The sequence below is a fragment of the Anaerococcus sp. Marseille-Q7828 genome, from assembly GCF_949769285.1.
Taxonomy (GTDB): domain Bacteria; phylum Bacillota; class Clostridia; order Tissierellales; family Peptoniphilaceae; genus Anaerococcus.
Map to the genome: position 1 here is coordinate 1,862,670 of NZ_OX458331.1, position 18,261 is coordinate 1,880,930.

Consider the following 18,261-nt stretch of genomic DNA (forward strand, 5'->3'; position numbering starts at 1 on the left):
ATGGAGACATATATGAGATTCGAACTTGTCCCTCGTAGGGTTTCAAACCAAAACGATTTGAAATCTTTGAGGTGAATCATTGCGATAGCTTTGATGAGCCCAAAGAACTCTCCGCCGTAACGGCGATTATAATCGAATTCTCCAGATAATTATTTTTTTAATGGCGACCTGGATGAGATTCGAACTTGTCCCTTGTAGGGTTTCAAATCAAAATGATTTGAAATCTTTGAGGTGAATCATTGCGATAGCTTTGATGAGCCCAAAGAACTCTCCGCCGTAACGGCGATTATAATCGAATTCTCCAGATAATTATTTTTTTAATGGCGACCTGGATGAGATTCGAACTTGTCCCTTGTAGGGTTTCAAATCAAAATGATTTGAAATCTTTGAGGTGAATCATTGCGATAGCTTTGATGAGCCCAAAGAACCCTCCGCCGTAACGGCGATTATAATCAATTTCTCCAGATAAATAGTTTTTTATGGCGACCTGGATGAGATTCGAACTCACGACCTCCGCCGTGACAGGGCGGCATTCTAACCAGCTGAACTACCAGGCCATAAATTAATAACATTTGTAAATATATCTTTTTTTTATTATTCTCTAGCCGGACGGGCTTTTCTCGGGCTTGCCCAGCGAGTGCTCCGCACGGGTCCTCTATCAGCCTGACGTGCTAGTTTCTTGCTTCGCAAGACCATTTCATGGAGAGTGCTCCTCTAGCCGCACGGGCTAGTTTTTTGGTGGAAGTAACAGGGCTCGAACCTGTGACCCCCTGCTTGTAAGGCAGATGCTCTCCCAACTGAGCTATACTTCCAGATCGTATGTATAAAGAATTTTTCTCATATTACATACTAACCCGTCGGCTTGTTGATAAATAATTAGTCCTCGGACTTTCGTCCTGCGGTATTTCGCACTGTAGTGCGACTCCTACATTAGCCGGAGGGGCTTGTTTGGTGACCCTACCGAGATTCGAACTCGGGATACCACCGTGAAAGGGTGGTGTCTTAACCGCTTGACCATAGGGCCTTATTACTTTTTTTAGCTGTATATAATTTTTCGAGATGATTCCGAAAAACTACACGCCGTGAACACGGTGGTTCTCCTTCAAACGAAGTCTGTCATACTTTTATTATATATAAGTAATATATGGTGACCCCATCGGGATTCGAACCCGAGAACCCGCCGTGAGAGGGCGATGTCTTAACCGCTTGACCATGGGGCCAAACAAAATTTCTTTTGAATATTGTTATGATATATTAAATTAATTTCAAAGCTTCGCTTTGATATGTCTTCGTCGGCTACAAAACGAAATCGTAGATTTCTGTTTCGCGACATTTGACCTACCAGCCAAAACAAAGTTTTGGGGTTAGGATCAAGAAACCGCTTGACCATGGGGGCCAAACAAAATCGTGAACAAAGCACGATTATTATTTAATAAAAAAATGGTAGCGAAGAAGAGACTTGAACTCTTGACACTCCGGGTATGAACCGAATGCTCTAGCCAACTGAGCTACTTCGCCATATATAATAGTGTTATGTTTTTTGATGGTATCATATTTTTTTCCATCAGAACTTTTTTTGGTTGCGGGAGCTGGATTTGAACCAACGACCTCCGGGTTATGAGCCCGACGAGCTACCAGACTGCTCTATCCCGCGTCATTTTAGTATTACAAGAACTATACTATTAATTTAAGTAAATTCACACTCTAATAAAAAAGCTTTTCTTGGCGCTCAGGGTGGGACTCGAACCCACAACCTACCGGTTAACAGCCGGGTGCTCCACCATTGAGCTACCTAAGCATATTTATACTTGATATTATTTCATCTATTACTAGTCTAGCCTATATTGGCTAGCTAGTAGTAAATGTTTGGCGATTTCCTACTCTACCGGGAGGTCGCCCTCCGAGTACCATCGGCGTTATGAGGCTTAACTTCTGTGTTCGGTATGGAAACAGGTGTATCCCTCATGCAATCATCACCATATTTAGTTTATGAACCATTAAATAGCGTTCAGTTAAACTTACCTTCATACAGATTGATTATCAATACGATTGGTTCGTAAGTTTCTACCAATCGCGCTTTGCGCTATTGGGAAACTCTGAACGAGGACCTACCATCAATTTGTCCTCAATAAGCCGGACGGGCTAACTACAAATTGGGTTAGGTCTCTCAAACAATATTTCCAGTCAAGATTTAAAGTTTAGTATCCTTTAGCTTAATACATTACTGTACTTACACCTTGGACCTATCTAAGGTATTTTCTTTACCTTCTTTTAGAAATCTTATCTTGAGGGTTGCTTCGTACTTAGATGCTTTCAGTACTTATCAATGCCATACTTAGCTACCCAGCTATGCTTCTGGCGAAACAACTGGTACACCAGTGGTATGTCCATCCCGGTCCTCTCGTACTAGGGACAGCTCCTCGCAAATTTCTTACGCCCACGCTGGATAGGGACCGAACTGTCTCACGACGTTCTGAACCCAGCTCGCGTGCCTCTTTAATGGGCGAACAGCCCAACCCTTGGGACCTACTTCAGCCCCAGGATGAGACGAGCCGACATCGAGGTGCCAAACCTCCCCGTCGATGTGGACTCTTGGGGGAGATAAGCCTGTTATCCCCGGGGTAGCTTTTATCCGTTGAGCGATGGCCCTTCCATGCGGTGCCACCGGATCACTAAGTCCGTATTTCTACTCTGCTTGAGCTGTGTCTCTCGCAGTTAAGCTCGCTTGTGCCTTTGTACTCTGCGAATGGTTTCCGTCCATTCTGAGCGAACCTTTGAACGCCTCCGTTACTTTTTGGGAGGCGACCGCCCCAGTCAAACTGCCAAACTGACAATGTCCATTGCCCAGGTTCATGGGTCAATGTTAGAATTTTGATATTAGAGGGTTGGTATCCCAAGGGTGACTCTGTGTATACTGGCGTACACACTTCTTTGTCTCCCAACTATCCTGTACGTCTAATCTCAAAATCCAATATCAGCCTACAGTAAAGCTCCACGGGGTCTTTCCGTCCTAGCGTGGGTAAGTCGCATCTTCACGACTACTACAATTTCACCGGATCCTTTGTTGAGACAGTGCCCAAATCGTTGCACCTTTCGTGCGGGTCGGAACTTACCCGACAAGGAATTTCGCTACCTTAGGACCGTTATAGTTACGGCCGCCGTTTACTGGGGCTTAAGTTCTAGCCTTCGATTGCTCTAAGCCTTCCCCTTAACCTTCCAGCACCGGGCAGGTGTCAGCTCCTATACGTCATCTTTCGATTTTGCAGAAACTTGTGTTTTTGGTAAACAGTCGCTTGGGCCTGGTTTCTGTGGCCTGATCGCTCAGGCTCCCCTTCTCGCTAACTTACGGGGACATTTTGCCGAGTTCCTTAACAAAGGTTCTTCCGCGCGTCTTGGTATTCTCTACCTCCCTACCTGTGTCGGTTTTGGTACGGGCGCTTTGGTCTTGATAGTGACTTTTCTTGGCAATTTGAAGTCGGCTATTTCTCTACTTATGTTTTCGATGCCTATTACACATTAGCTTTTATGATTAGCGGATTTGCCTACTAATCAGCCTTTGTGCTTAGACTGCCATCCATCGGGCAGCTAGCTTATCCTCTTGCGTCATCACGTCTCTTTAGCGACTTTAAGCGGTACAGGAATCTAAACCTGTTGTCCATCGGCTACGCCTTTCGGCCTGGCCTTAGGTCCCGACTTTCCCTGAGGGGACGAGCCTTGCTCAGGAGTCCTTAGGGTTTCGACGGGAGAGATTCTCACTCTCCTTCTCGCTACTCATGCCAGCATTCTCTCTTGTATTAAGTCCACGCTTGCTTTCGCTTAGGCTTCACCCCTAATACAATGCTCCTCTACCACTGATAGAGAGTTTAAATCTATACATAAGTAACCACTTTTTTGGTTTTTGAATACGCTTAACCAGGGTCATACTTTTTTTGTATGTCTGTTTTCGGTGATATCGTAGTTATCTTATCTTTTTTTCAAATCTTTTGATTTGTTTTTGTTCTGCCGATCTTACCTTTATCTTTGTGTTTGATATTTGCGTAAATTTTTGATAACTCGTTTTATCTTGATTGTGTGTTTTAATATTTCCTAGTTAAGTTTTTTCTTTTACCTTTTTTATGGTTTCCTTTTATGTGAATAGATTTAAATTCTCTATCAATCCGAAGCTTCGGTACTGGATTTTAGCCCCGTTTATTTTCGGCGCAAACCCACTTGACCAGTGAGCTATTACGCATTCTTTGAATGTATGGCTGCTTCTAAGCCAACGTCCTGGTTGTCTTGGTAGGTTCACATCCTTTTCCACTTAATCCAGATTTTGGGACCTTAGCTGTCGGTCTGGGCTGTTTCCCTTTCGACTTAGGAGCTTATCCCTCTAAGTCTGACTCCATGACCTGATTTTTTGGCATTCGGAGTTTGATAGGCTTTGGTACGGTATGCCGCCCTAGGCCATTCAGTGCTCTACCTCCTTAAATCTTTGGTCATAGGCTAGCCCTAAAGCTATTTCGAGGAGAACCAGCTATCTCCGGGTTCGTTTGGTTTTTCGCCCCTATCCACAGTTCATCCGATGCGTTTTAAACCGCACCCGGTTCGAGCCTCCAGTGAATTTTACTTCACCTTCACTCTGACCATGGATAGATCACCCGGTTTCGGGTCTATCATATCTAACTTTCGCCCTGTTAAGACTCGCTTTCGCTTTGACTTCGCATCTTAAATGCTTAATCTTGCTTTATATGATAACTCGCTGGCCCATTCTACAAAAGGTACGAGATCACACTATTGTGCTCTCTCTGCTTGTAGGCACTAGGTTTCAGGTTCTTTTTCACTCCCCTTGCGGGGTTCTTTTCACCTTTCCCTCACGGTACTTGTTCGCTATCGGTCACATGTTAGTATTTAGCCTTAGGGGATGGGCCCCCTGTCTTCACAGCAAATTCCTCGTGTTCACTGCTACTTGCTCCCAAAAATATTTTGGCTTTTGTCTACAAGACTTTCACTTTCTTTGGTTCATTTTCCCAAATGATTCGACTTGCCTTGATATTTCTTATTGGGTTGGGCTGTTTTCTTTTCGCTCGCCGCTACTTGGAAAATCGAGTTTTCTTTCTTTTCCTCCTGCTACTTAGATGTTTCAGTTCGCAGGGTCTTACTTCATTAAGTTATGTATTCGCTTAATGATGACTGTGTCTTCCACAGCCGGGTTTCCCCATTCGGAGTCCTAGGGGTCATGGCTTTTTGTGAGCTTGCCCTAGTTTTCGTTCACTTACGTCCTTCGTCGTCTTCATGTGCCAAGGCATCCACCTGGCGCCCTTTCTTTCTTGACTGGAAATATTGTTTGCTATTTAATTTTATGCCTAAGCTGAGGGGGTTCGAAATCTTTGATTTCGAATCTTTTTGATTTCTGATATCTTTAGATATCAGAGGCAAAAAGACGCTAGTACTTTGTTTGTACTTTCCTTTCCTCTGTTAGGTGGTTCATATTTTTAAATAGTAATTTATGTAGCTAACTAGACTTACTAGTAGCTACAAGATGCGTCGGCTTGCTGACAAAGTTGCAAGCAACTTTGAAACGCCGCGACGTCTGACCTTCCATCAATTTTGCTTTGCAAAATTGGGATAGGTCATTATGGTGGACCTGAGTAGACTCGAACTACCGACCTCACGCTTATCAGGCGTGCGCTCTAACCACCTGAGCTACAGGTCCAAGCAATTAATAGGCACCAATTAATTTGTTTCTAATAGTTAGGAAACAACGTATCGTTTCCTTTCCAATGGGAGCGTACCCCCATTGGAATTCTCTTTAGAAAGGAGGTGATCCAGCCGCACCTTCCGATACGGCTACCTTGTTACGACTTCACCCCAGTTACTGACCCTACCTTCGACTGCTGCGTCCTAAAAGGTTCGCTCACAGGCTTCGGGTATTGCCAACTTCCATGGTGTGACGGGCGGTGTGTACAAGACCCGGGAACGCATTCACCGCAGCATTCTGATCTGCGATTACTAGCAACTCCAACTTCATGCACTCGAGTTGCAGAGTGCAATCCGAACTGGGACAGGCTTTTTGAGGTTCGCTTGACGTCACCGTCTCGCCGCCCTCTGTACCTGCCATTGTAGCACGTGTGTAGCCCAAGTCATATAGGGCATGATGATTTGACGTCATCCCCACCTTCCTCCGGTTTGTCACCGGCAGTATTGCTAGAGTCCCCAACTTAATGATGGTAACTAGCCATAGGGGTTGCGCTCGTTATGGGACTTAACCCAACATCTCACGACACGAGCTGACGACAACCATGCACCACCTGTATTACAGTTATCCGAAGATATAGTGTCTTATCTCTAAAACACGCCGTAATATGTCAAGACTTGGTAAGGTTCTTCGCGTTGCTTCGAATTAAACCACATGCTCCGCTGCTTGTGCGGGTCCCCGTCAATTCCTTTGAGTTTCACACTTGCGTGCGTACTCCCCAGGCGGAGTGTTTATTGCGTTAGCTGCGGCACCCAGATTTACTCCAGACACCTAACACTCATCGTTTACGGCGTGGACTACCAGGGTATCTAATCCTGTTTGCTACCCACGCTTTCGTACCTCAGCGTCAGATAATGGCCAGAAAGTCGCCTTCGCCACCGGTATTCCTCCTAATATCTGCGCATTTCACCGCTACACTAGGAATTCCACTTTCCCTTCCATCTCTCAAGTTAAACAGTTTTAAAAGCTTACTATAGTTGAGCTATAGCCTTTCACTTCTAACTTTTCTAACCGCCTACGTACCCTTTACGCCCAATGATTCCGGACAACGCTCGGTCCTTACGTATTACCGCGGCTGCTGGCACGTAATTAGCCGGACCTTATTCGTATAGTACTGTCATTTTCTTCCTATACAAAAGATTTTTACAACCCGAAGGCCTTCTAAATCACGCGGCGTCGCTGCATCAGGGTTGCCCCCATTGTGCAAAATTCCCCACTGCTGCCTCCCGTAGGAGTCTGGGCCGTGTCTCAGTCCCAATGTGGCCGTACACTCTCTCAAGCCGGCTACTGATCGTTGCCTTGGTGGGCTGTTATCTCACCAACTAGCTAATCAGACGCAAGTCCATCTTACACCGCTAAAACACTTTGATTACTTCCTCATGCGAGATTGTAATGTCATAGGGTATTATTCTCCGTTTCCAGAGGCTATCCCCTTGTGTAAGGCAGGTTACTCACGCGTTACTCACCCGTTCGCCACTAATCCACTTAAGGTCATTCCGAAGAAATCTTTTAAGTTTCATCGTTCGACTTGCATGTGTTATGCACGCCGCCAGCGTTAATCCTGAGCCAGGATCAAACTCTCATGAAAAATATTTTTACTACTTATATTGTAGTTTTAATTCTTTATGAAAGCCATCTAATCATGACTCGTTTCATTTACACTGATTATTAATCAATGCGTGATTTAAATTTATCCATCTATTGATATATAGATTGAATCATTTTAGGTTACTCAAATTAATTGCTTAAAGTTTAATTACTATTTAAATGTAGATAGTTTATTTTGACTATCTGGTTCATTGTCGCTTGTTAACGACAAGATATATAATACCATGGTATTTTTATCTTGTCAACACTTTTTTTTAATATTTTTTATAAAAAAAGATGCACATATGTGCACCTTTATATTTTTTAGCTGAAATTTGGCTTATCATTAAGGTTTATATGACAATAGCCTCTTGGGTTTTTGTCTAAATAATCTTGGTGATAGTCTTCTGCTATTATAAAATTTTTGAGTTCTTCTACTTCAACTCTTATTTCTTTGTCAGCCTTCTCTTGTTTACTTTTTATAAACTCTCTAGTCTTTTCTAAGTCCTTTATATCTTTTGAATAAACCCCTGTTCTATATTGTCGACCTATATCATTTCCTTGTCTGTTTACTGAAAATGGATCTATTATATAGTAGAGATATTCCAAAAGTTTTTCTAAGCTTATAGTCTCATCATCATATTTGATATGAACTGTTTCTGCATGGTCGGTTAGGGCAACTTTTTGGTAGTTGGTTTCTTCGCTTCTGCCATTTGCATAGCCTACTTCTGTATCAACTACACCATCTACTTGTTTAAAATAGGCTTCTACTCCCCAAAAACATCCTCCTGCTAGATATATTTCTTTTATCATCATGTCTCCTTTAAATAATCTGTTCTTTTTGTTCCTCTTATCCTAAATTTTTTCATTGATGTTGATAGTGAACTTGCTAATAGTACTCCAAAGGCTAAAGCTCCCGCTATTGCTATAGATTTGTAAAAACTTGCTATAGCATTTTGGCTTTGATTATTTATAAAAAATCTCATGGTATTATATATTGCTTCCCCTGGACATAGATTAATTACTCCAGGGATTATAAATATTGATGCTGGAAATTTGAATTTCCTTGCTTGGATTTCAGATATACTGGCTATGACTAGGGCTGATAGAAAGCTTGCTACATAGATACTTGATGTTGTGTTTAATACAAGCTTATAGATTATCCATCCTATACCACCATTTATTCCAGAAACTAAAAGTGCTCTTTTTGGCATTGAAAACACTAGGCCAAAACCTATTGATGATAATATACTAACTATAAATTCAATTATATATCTCATTTATTTCACCAATCCTAATAGTCCTATTGGAACGGCTACTCCTAGGGCAAGGGCTGTTGATATTAATATTGCCATAACAGAGCCAGTCATTCCACTTGTAGCATCTCCACTCATAAGGTCTCTAACCGCATTTGTAATCATAATTCCAGGTACAAAGGCCATCATAGAACTTATTATAACAACATCTATACTTATAGGTAAAAATGAGTTTATGATTATACTAAGTAGCGAAACAAATATCCCATAGAAAAAATGTACAACAAAGTAATTTAGCTTATTTTTTTCTAGGATTAAGGACAATTCATATCCTAAGAATCCAACAATAAATGACGATATAATCTCTGCCATTCCTGCTCCAAGTAGGATTGAATATGCCCCTGCTGCTACAGTTGCTCCTAGGACCTTTAGCGAGACTTTGGTTCCTTCTGATTTTTTTATATTTTTTATTTCTAGCAAAGCCTCTTCCAAAGAGTACATTCCCTTAGAAAAATCCCTTGAAAAGGTATTGACTTTGTCTACATAATGCAAATTATTCGACCTTGTTTTAACTCTTCTCATATTGGAATGAATTTCTCCCTTATATGAAAAGGAAATAATTATTACATTAAAAGAAGAAAAAACATCCACATCTCTTATAGATTCTTGTGATCTTAATATGCGTTCAACTGTATCTTCAACTCTATAAATCTCTGCTCCATTGGCAAGCATGATAGCGCCTGCTTCTGCAGCCATCTCCGAAAGGATCACAGCATCATGCATTGAAGTTATATTTTCTGATGTCATAAGCCTTCCTTTACATATAATTTTGCTTGTATTTTTTAATATTATCTTCTGTTAAAAATTCGTAAGCATCGTTAACCTTGGTAAACTTCTCCGTTGCATCTGGGTTTTTATTGATATCTGGGTGATATTTTTTAGCTAATTTCCTATAATTTAACTTAACTTGGTAGATATCAGTGTCATAAGCAAGTCCCAGGGTATTGCAAGCTCTCTCATACTTTTCCTTAAATCCAATATCATTTACTCCATTAAAGCCACCATAACCTTGATTGTAGTTTTGATTTGTGTTTTGGTAATACGTTCTAGAATAACCGCCAAAATTTCTGGCAAATTCTTCAAATCTACGGTTCATCTCTTCCTGTTGACGGCGAGCTGCTTCTTCTTGGGCACGTCTTCTTGCTTGTTCTTGCTCATACTTATACTTGTTGGAATAGTCAGATATACTTTCATAACCAACTTTTTTACCAGTAATCATTGAATCCGCCCTATCATACATCCACTCTGTAAGTGTGTAGTTCAAATATCTTAGTAGAGATATAAACTTTGGTCCAAGAATAGGTATAAATATTACGGCAAATATAAAGTAAGTGACGTTTTTGGGAAGCATAAGGGGAATTATTGGAAATATAAATATAGTGGAACACCCAATAATAAAAATCCCAAATAGCAATTGCCTAATGCCTTCAAAAGTAACAACGATTACATTCATAATGTTGATCAAAACATTAAAAATAGTTCCAAGTCCTGTAGCTAAGCCATGTATAATTTTTCCTAGTACTTTCATAGTAAAATCTCCATTCAGTTTGATTATATCAAAGATTCTATGTTTTAGTAAATTATTATAAGTTAATTTTAGCCAAATAATTCTTCGTTGTTACTATTATATAGATTATAATAGATGCCTTTTTTATCAAGTAGGTCTTTGTGAGTGCCTCGTTCGACAATTCCATCGTAAGTTAAAACTAAAATTTCATCAGCATTTTTAATAGTAGAAAGTCTATGGGCAATAGTTATGGTAGTTCTGCCCTTAGATAGAAGTTCTAGTGATTTTTGAACTATAGCCTCGCTCTTATTGTCAAGGGCACTTGTTGCCTCGTCGAGTATAAGTATTGGTGGATTCTTAAGAAATACTCTAGCTATGGAAATTCTTTGCTTTTGACCATCAGAAAGCTTAACTCCTCGTTCACCTATGTGAGTGTCGTAACCATAAGGTAAGTCCTTGATAAATTCGGTAGCTCCGGCAAGTTCTGCCGCTCTTTCAATTTCCTCATCTGTGGCATCATCCTTACCATATCGGATATTTTCTTTGACAGTGCCACCAAAAAGATAAACATCTTGTTGGACAATACCTATATTATCTCTCAAAGATTCTAAGGTTAAATCTCTGATGTCCTTACCATCAAGGGTAATGGATCCTGATTCTATATCATAAAATCTAGGAATTAGTTTAGAAATAGTAGTTTTTCCTGCACCAGATGGGCCGACTAGGGCAATATTTTCTCCTACATCTACAGAAAAATTGATGTCTTCAAGTACATATGGTTCATTTTCTGTTGTCTCTGGATATTTGAAATAAACATTTTTAAATTCTATCTCCCCACGCACATCTTCTAATTCTTCTGCACTATCGTGGTCATATATATTGTTTTTCAAATCCATGACTTCTACAAATCTTTCTATGCCTGTAGAACCAGCTTGATAAACATCTGTAAAGTTTATAAGCCTTTCTATAGTTGCTATTAACATATTTAGATACATGGTAAAGGCAACGAGATCTCCTGGGCTTATATAATCATTTACTACAAACATTCCACCGACAAATATCAATATGGCGTACATAAAGCCAGCAAAGGCTTCATTGATCATGAAGAAACCTGCCATGTCAAAATATCTATCTTTTTTGATGTCTACAAATTTATCGTTATTAGTCTTAAACTTATCCTTTTCTATTTCTTCATTGGCAAAAGATTTGACAACTGATATTCCAAGCAAAGTATCCTCTACTCCTGAGTTTATCTCTCCTATTTGTCTTTTTACATTTAATGTAGCTTTCCTAAAGTCCCTACGTTTATTACCAGAAACTACAAACATAATTGGAATAATTACATAGATTATAAGGGCAAGTTTCCAATTAATAGTTAGTAAGATTATAAAAGATAGGATTAATTTGATTAGACCTACCAAAATTTCTTCTGGTACGTGGTGGGAAAACTCTGTTATGTCAAATAAGTCTGTGGTAAGCCTACTCATAAGTGAACCAATGCGTGCTTCATTGAAAAACTCTGTATCCATAGTCAATAGATGGTTAAATACATCCTTTCTCATGTCACGTTCAATCTTAGCTCCCATTATATGACCCAAGGACTGCATAAAATATCTTGCAGCAACCTCAACTATTTTAGTTATTACAAAAATAATTCCAACTTTAACCACCCTATGTGTATCAAGCAGACCAACTTGGGCCCAATCTGTTAAATAAGATAGTAAAAGTGGTAAAACCAGTCCTGAGACTGTTGTTAAAGCAGATGCAAAAAGATCTGCTGCTAATATTTTTTTGTAAGGTCTATAATAAGGTAAGAATCTTTTTATCAAATATTTATTAGAATATGATTTTTCCTTCATTTGGCCTCCTTTAATAAATTTTTCTAATATAAGTACCTTACCATTTTCATATGATATTTACTAAAGTTGAAAATCAAACAATGATTTGTTATTATTATAACAGGAGGCAATATGGCTAGAATAATTGAAAAAACAAACTTAAATGAAAATACAATTAAATTTGTAGTTAATGCTCCGAACATTGCCAAAAGGGCTTTGCCAGGACAATTTATAATGCTTAGACTTGATGAAAAAGGAGAAAGAGTTCCTTTTACCATTTCTTCTACAGATGGTGAAAATGTCACAATCATAGTTCAAGTAGTTGGTGGAACGACTATGAGAATGGATAGGCTTAAGGCTGGAGATGGTTTCCTTGACTTCGTAGGTCCACTAGGAGTCCCAACAGAACTTGATAGTCTAAAAGGCAAAAATGTATGTGTAGTCGGTGGTGGGCTTGGTACTGCTATTGCCTATCCACAAGCCAAATATCTCCACGATATCGGTGCTCATGTTGACGTAATAATTGGCTTTAGAAACAAAGATTTAATTTTGCTTGAAGATGAGCTAAAAGAATCTAGTGAAAACTTGTACATAGCAACTGATGATGGATCATATGGACATTCTGGTTTTGTAACAGAGATCTTAAAGGATAATATTGACTCTGGCAAAAATTACGACCATATTCTTGCCATAGGGCCAGTAATAATGATGAAAAATGTTGTAGAAGTGGCCAGACCTTATAATATACCAGTTACAGTTAGTATGAACTCAACTATGGTTGATGGCACTGGTATGTGTGGTTGCTGCAGGTTAACAGTTGATGGCCAGATGAAATTTGCCTGTGTTGATGGACCAGATTTTGATGGTTACAAGGTAGATTTCGCTGAGGCTATGAATAGATCAAGAAACTACATAAAAGAAGAAAGAGACCATGTTTGCAACTTAACAGGAGAGGTAAGAAATGGCTGATTACAAAATTAATATGGCAAAAGAAAAAGTAAAGATGCCAGAACAAGACCCAAATGTTAGAAATAGTAATTTTGAAGAAGTAACCCTAGGATACACTTTGGAAATGGCCCAAGAAGAAGCAACTAGATGTTTGCAATGCAAAAACGCCCCATGTATGTCTGGCTGTCCTGTATCTGTTCATATTCCAGAATTTATCAACCACCTTGTAAGCGGAGATTTAGAAAATGCCTATGATGCTATCGCAAAAACCAACAACCTACCAGCCATTTGTGGTAGAGTCTGCCCACAAGAAGTTCATTGTGAGGGTGTATGTACTAGAGGAATAAAAAGCGAACCAGTTGCTATAGGTCGACTTGAAAGATTTGTCGCTGATTGGCATATGAGTAATTCCTACAACAAACCAGTTGAAGTAACCAGCCAAAATACAAAAGTAGCCGTAATAGGTTCTGGCCCATCTGGTCTATCTGCTGCTGCAGATCTTGCAAAAATGGGCTATCAAGTTGTAATATTTGAAGCCTTCCACACAGCAGGTGGAGTTTTGATGTATGGTATACCGGAATTTAGGTTGGCAAAGGCACTTGTACAAAAGGAACTAAAAAACGTAATAGGACTAGGAGTAAGACTTCAAACCAATACTATAGTAGGTCGTACTATTTCCCTAGATGAACTCTTTGACCAAGGTTTTGAGGCTATATATATTTCAACGGGTGCTGGCCTTCCATCATTTTTGGGCATCCCTGGAGAAAACCTAAATGGCGTATATTCTGCAAATGAGTTTTTGACCAGAATGAATCTTATGAAAGCCTATAAGTTCCCAGAATTTGATACACCAGTTAAAGTCGGCAAAAAAGTTTGTGTTGTTGGTGGCGGCAACGTAGCAATGGATGCAGCTAGATCTGCAAAAAGACTTGGTGCTGATGTAACAGTTGTCTACAGAAGAAGCTTTGAAGAAATGCCTGCAAGGATTGAAGAAAGCCACCATGCTATGGAAGAAGGAGTGAAATTCCTCAATCTCCACAATCCAGTAGAAATTCTTGGCGAAGATGGTTGGGTCAAAGCTGTAAAGCTTGAAAAGATGGAACTTGGTGAGCCAGATAAGTCTGGTCGTCGCCGTCCTATTCCAACAGGTGAATACGAAAAAGTTGATTTTGACTCTGTAATAATTTCCATAGGCCAAAGTCCAAACCCACTTATCAAACAAACAAATTCTGATATAGAAACAGAATCTTGGGGTGGAATAATCATAAGTGAAGATACTACTATGACTACCAAAGACGGAGTGTTTGCAGGCGGTGATGCCGTAAGTGGAGCTGCAACTGTAATCCTTGCCATGGGTGCTGGCAAAAAAGCGGCTGAAAATATCGACAAATATATCAAGACTAAAAAATCTAAAGAATAATTATTACTTAGAAAATTTTTGACAATGCTAATAATATTATCTTGCAAATTAAGAACTCATTTTTGGGTTCTTTTTTTATTTTTACATGGATTTAACATAAATTTATAAATATTGAAATAAATCAGGCCTACAATAAATGTGATTATACATAGGAGGATATTTATGAAAAACAACAAAAAGATAATATTAGCCCTAGTTATAGCAACAGCTACAACAACCATCTTCCCTACTGCCCATGCAGCAGAAGAAATTAAAGAACCAGAAGCAGCAATCATCGAAACTAATGAAGAAGCAACAAGCGAAACTAACCATGAAGCAATTGATTACTCAGCTGATAATGTTTTTAACTTCCAAGATGACGAAGTTACATTCCCAAAAAATGAAGCAAATGTAAGAGAAGCTGATGGTACAAACAAATTTAACAGAGCTACTGAAACTGAAAGAGATAGTTTTGGCGAAGATCAAAACGTAGATAACATTGACCCAGAAGTAGCTAAAAAATTAGAAGAAACAAACGGTGAATATGGTAAAAAAGATGGTAAATACGCTAACCACAATCTTGAATCCATCACAACACCAATCAAAAACATCGTAGTAAACAACGGTAAAAATGAAAACGAAATTGCTATCACTTGGTTTGCAACAGGCGATGTGACAGAATCAAAACTTGTATTTGATGGAAAAGAATATGAACCTGTAAGAGCAAGAAAAACTGGTGACAAAAACGGATATAGCACCTACACAGCTATAGTAAATATCACTCCTGGCAAGACCTATACATACTATGTACAAACAGGATCTTACAAGTCAGAAACTTATACACTACAAACAAAGGCCCTTGGCAAAAACAATGAATTCTCCATAGCATATTTTGGCGACCCACAAATCGGATCTGGTGACAGCGTTTGGGATAAAAAAGGCCTAAACAAGAACACTCAAGCAAAAGTTGACCAAGACAAGGTAGACTTTGGCAAATCTATAGAAAAAGCTCGTAAACTTGATCCACATTTCTACCTATCTATGGGTGATAATGTTGAGATTGCAAACTTAGAAGGTGAATATGACTATTTCTTGGATAATGACTTGTACAAAGAAAGGGTATTTTCATCAGTAGTAGGTAACCACGAAACATATGTCAATGATAAGGATGGCCATAGCCAAAGAAATACAGTTTTTGCTGACCACTTCTATCTACCAAACGAATCAAAATTAGGATCAATATCAAAGGTTAACGAAGATGGAACTGCTTACTATATTCCTGGAGATTACTACTACTCATATGGTGATACATTATTTATCAACCTTAACTCAAATGTCATTGATTCCAAAGAACACGAAGCATTCATCAAAGATGCAATCGAAAAAGCAACAAAAGAACGTGGTAAAAACTTCTCATGGAAAGTAGTATCATTCCACCACGCACCATACTCAACAGCTACTCACACATCTGACAAAGATATACTTCAAAGAAGACACGAGCTCGTAAAAATATTTAACGAAAACGGTATAGACTTAGTCCTAAACGGCCATGACCACATCTACACCAGAACTGGTCAAATGATAGCTGGTGAACAAGCTATGAGCTTTGAAGAAGCATATGGTACAGATTCAAAAGATGAAAATGCCGGCATAAAAGAAGGCTATTCAGAAACCTACAACAACAGAATCTATAAAAATGGCAAAGTAATAGTAGATGGCATTAAACTTGATTATGACAAAAAAGAAGTCACAAATCCACGCGGAACACTTTTCCTAACTATGTCTACCTCAGCAGGTTCAAAATTCTACAATCCAATCGGAGAAGATCAATGGTTTGTAGTAAGAAGCTTGGACGACCGTAGCCAACTCTTCTCTAGACTAAGCTTTGCTCAAAACAAATTCAACCTAACAACAATGGATCCAGAAGGCAAGATTGTCGACACCTACACTATCAACAAAACAGATGATTTCATAGAAAATCCTACAATGAATGATAAAAAAGTCGACAAAACAAAGCTTGAAAACTACATTACTGAAGCTAAATCATTCAAAGTAGTTGAAGATGAAGAAAATGTAAAACTATACCAAGATGCCCTTGATAGAGCTAATGAAGTTCTAAATAGCGAGTATACTAGTCAAGAAGAAATTGACTCTGCTATAGAAGTCCTAGAAACAAGACTATCTGACATCAAATTTACTGAAAAAGGCGAAGAAGGTCCAAAGGCTCCTAAAGCTCCAAAAGAAAACAAAAATCTTAAAAAGACAAGCAAAAAAGTAGAAAGTGAAAAGAGTTCTAAAAAATCTTCAAACCCAAAAACAGGAGTAGCAAGTCTAGCAAGTGTATACGCAACCCTAGCCCTTGCAAGTGCAGGAGTTTTTGCATCAAAGAAAAATAAATAAGGAAAATTAGATGCTCCCTAAAAGGGGCATCTTTTTTGTGAACTGGCGAAAGCACATTATCTGTTATCGCCGATTGAATCTAAATCTTCCTATTTATTTATGAATATTAAGATACAAAAAACTCGAGATTTTACTCGAGTTTTTTTAGTCAGATAATTTGCGCAATATTATCTAATATAAGTTTTGAATTATTTTTTCTTTCTTGTTGCTACAATACCAGCCATTGAGATTGCTAGTGTTGATACTACAGATGTCATTGCACCTACGCCAGTTTTTGGGTTGCCAGATTTATTACCTGCTGGTTTTTTGTTTTCAGGTTTTTTATCTTCTTCAGGTTTCTTATCATTTTCTGGCTTTTTGTCATCTTCTGGTTTTTTGTCATCTGGATTTTCATCATCAGATGGTTTTTTATCATCGATATTCTTTTCGTTTTCTATTAATGTATCTTGAATATCTTTTGTTATTTTATTTAATTTGTCAGTTAAATCTTTTGCTTTTTGTTCATCATCATTATCAGTAACAACTGGTTTGTCTTCATCTGTTGGGAATTCAGGGATAGATGGTAAATCTATGTGGTCTTCGTCTGGAGTTTTCTCTGGTGCTGGGAATATTTCATCAGCAGGTACTAGTGGAGTAAGTGGTGTAGGTACTTCTACAACATCATCTACTTTTGGTACGAATCTGTAGAACCATCTTCCATATTCACCATCAGAATAACCTTGTCTTACTTCAATATCGTAGAATTTTTCAAGGCCTTTTGATTTTAGCTCATCTTCAGCTTGTTTTCTAGCTAATTCTTCTGTTTCCATTCCAACTTCTGTTAGATACTCATCGATTGTAACTTTTTTTCCAGGATCAACTTGTGATTTTTTGTGAGCTTCTATAATTTGGTCTCTAAGGGCATTTACACCTTCAACAGTTTTAGCTCTGTTGATTTGGTTAAAGTATAGATCTGATGTGATGCCTGCTGCTTTAAGTGCTTCTATAGCTTCTTCTTTTGCGTTTGCAAGATTCCATTCATCAATAGTTACTTTTTTACCAGGATCAACTTGCGATTTTTTGTGAGACTCTAAAGTTTCTGTTTTTAGCGCTTCTACACCTTCAATAGTCTTTGCTCTTCTGATTTGATTTAGTAAGAAGTCAGATGTAATCCCAGCTTCGTTAAGTTCTTTTATTGCTGCTTCTTTAGCTTCTTCAAGAGCTTTTTCTTTTTTCTCTTTAGCTAGTCTTTCATCTTGTTCTAAGGATGCATCTTCCCATGCTTTTCCGTACGGATCTTTATTTGGATCTTCCCACTCACCTCTTAGACCGTCAGCATAGTTTTCTTCTTCTGTTGGTTGACTTGCAGCTTCTGCTTCAAGTTCTGCAGCTACTTTTTCCCAATCTGAAAGATTTGGGTCTTCCCATTCTGCAGCAAAAGCAGTAGATGCTCCGCCAAGTACTAGACCTGCAGATAGTGCTATTGCTAATACATTTGATTTTTTCATAATTTCTCTCCTTGGTAAATGAAAATTATTTTTGTTGTAATACTT

Annotated in this window: 9 protein-coding genes, 8 tRNA genes and 3 rRNA genes; 3 read left to right on the plus strand and 17 right to left on the minus strand. The window is 38.9% G+C overall.

Annotation, left to right across the window (positions count from 1 at the left end; translation table 11 throughout):
• Window positions 1–480: 480 nt before the first annotated feature.
• The 16 genes from QNH69_RS08935 to QNH69_RS09010 all read right to left on the minus strand — a co-directional run bounded on the left by QNH69_RS08935 (window position 481) and on the right by QNH69_RS09010 (window position 12,003).
• Window positions 481–557, minus strand: a tRNA-Asp gene (locus tag QNH69_RS08935).
• Window positions 558–736: 179 nt separating this feature from the next.
• Window positions 737–812 (minus strand) — tRNA-Val (locus QNH69_RS08940).
• Window positions 813–949: 137 nt separating this feature from the next.
• Window positions 950–1,024 (minus strand) — tRNA-Glu (locus QNH69_RS08945).
• Window positions 1,025–1,145: 121 nt separating this feature from the next.
• Window positions 1,146–1,220, minus strand: a tRNA-Glu gene (locus QNH69_RS08950).
• Window positions 1,221–1,441: 221 nt separating this feature from the next.
• Window positions 1,442–1,518 (minus strand) — tRNA-Met (locus tag QNH69_RS08955).
• A gap of 59 nt (window positions 1,519–1,577) precedes the next feature.
• Window positions 1,578–1,654, minus strand: a tRNA-Met gene (locus QNH69_RS08960).
• A 69-nt stretch (window positions 1,655–1,723) separates the two neighbouring features.
• Window positions 1,724–1,798 (minus strand) — tRNA-Asn (locus QNH69_RS08965).
• A 66-nt stretch (window positions 1,799–1,864) separates the two neighbouring features.
• Window positions 1,865–1,981, minus strand: a 5S ribosomal RNA gene (rrf, locus tag QNH69_RS08970).
• Between the two features lie 199 nt (window positions 1,982–2,180).
• Window positions 2,181–5,312: ribosomal RNA gene (locus tag QNH69_RS08975) — 23S ribosomal RNA — on the minus strand.
• 303 nt (window positions 5,313–5,615) lie between these two features.
• A tRNA-Ile gene (locus tag QNH69_RS08980) sits at window positions 5,616–5,692 on the minus strand.
• A gap of 100 nt (window positions 5,693–5,792) precedes the next feature.
• Window positions 5,793–7,322: ribosomal RNA gene (locus QNH69_RS08985) — 16S ribosomal RNA — on the minus strand.
• The 16S, 23S and 5S rRNA genes sit together here with 8 tRNA genes alongside, the layout of an rRNA operon.
• A 323-nt stretch (window positions 7,323–7,645) precedes the next feature.
• Entirely contained in the window at window positions 7,646–8,134 is a 489-nt protein-coding gene (msrA, locus tag QNH69_RS08990) for a peptide-methionine (S)-S-oxide reductase MsrA (protein WP_282930120.1), read from the minus strand.
• Window positions 8,134–8,601: a threonine/serine exporter family protein gene (locus QNH69_RS08995; protein WP_282930121.1), complete on the minus strand. Its 468-nt coding sequence runs from the start codon at window positions 8,599–8,601 to the stop codon at window positions 8,134–8,136. The genes msrA and QNH69_RS08995 overlap by 1 nt, the downstream gene beginning before the upstream one ends.
• Window positions 8,602–9,384, minus strand: coding sequence for a threonine/serine exporter family protein (locus QNH69_RS09000; protein ID WP_282930122.1), 783 nt, complete (start codon window positions 9,382–9,384; stop codon window positions 8,602–8,604).
• A gap of 10 nt (window positions 9,385–9,394) precedes the next feature.
• The gene (locus QNH69_RS09005; RefSeq protein WP_282930123.1) at window positions 9,395–10,165 is read right to left on the minus strand and encodes a DnaJ domain-containing protein; all 771 of its coding nucleotides are present in this window, start codon (window positions 10,163–10,165) and stop codon (window positions 9,395–9,397) included.
• Between the two features lie 68 nt (window positions 10,166–10,233).
• Window positions 10,234–12,003: an ABC transporter ATP-binding protein gene (locus QNH69_RS09010; protein WP_282930124.1), complete on the minus strand. Its 1,770-nt coding sequence runs from the start codon at window positions 12,001–12,003 to the stop codon at window positions 10,234–10,236.
• 111 nt (window positions 12,004–12,114) lie between these two features.
• On the opposite strand from QNH69_RS09010, the gene QNH69_RS09015 reads away from it, so the two are divergent.
• The 3 genes from QNH69_RS09015 (at window position 12,115) to QNH69_RS09025 (ending at window position 16,729) form a co-directional block, all read left to right on the plus strand.
• Window positions 12,115–12,951: a sulfide/dihydroorotate dehydrogenase-like FAD/NAD-binding protein gene (locus QNH69_RS09015; RefSeq protein ID WP_282930125.1), complete on the plus strand. Its 837-nt coding sequence runs from the start codon at window positions 12,115–12,117 to the stop codon at window positions 12,949–12,951.
• Window positions 12,944–14,350 (plus strand): NADPH-dependent glutamate synthase, encoded by a 1,407-nt coding sequence (gltA, locus tag QNH69_RS09020; protein ID WP_282930126.1) that lies wholly within the window; start codon window positions 12,944–12,946, stop codon window positions 14,348–14,350. The genes QNH69_RS09015 and gltA overlap by 8 nt, the downstream gene beginning before the upstream one ends.
• Window positions 14,351–14,512: 162 nt before the next feature.
• Window positions 14,513–16,729 (plus strand): metallophosphoesterase, encoded by a 2,217-nt coding sequence (locus tag QNH69_RS09025; protein ID WP_282930127.1) that lies wholly within the window; start codon window positions 14,513–14,515, stop codon window positions 16,727–16,729.
• 188 nt (window positions 16,730–16,917) lie between these two features.
• On the opposite strand, the gene QNH69_RS09030 is transcribed toward QNH69_RS09025, so the two are convergent.
• Window positions 16,918–18,216 (minus strand): albumin-binding GA domain-containing protein, encoded by a 1,299-nt coding sequence (locus QNH69_RS09030; protein ID WP_282930128.1) that lies wholly within the window; start codon window positions 18,214–18,216, stop codon window positions 16,918–16,920.
• Between the last annotated feature and the right edge of the window lie 45 nt (window positions 18,217–18,261).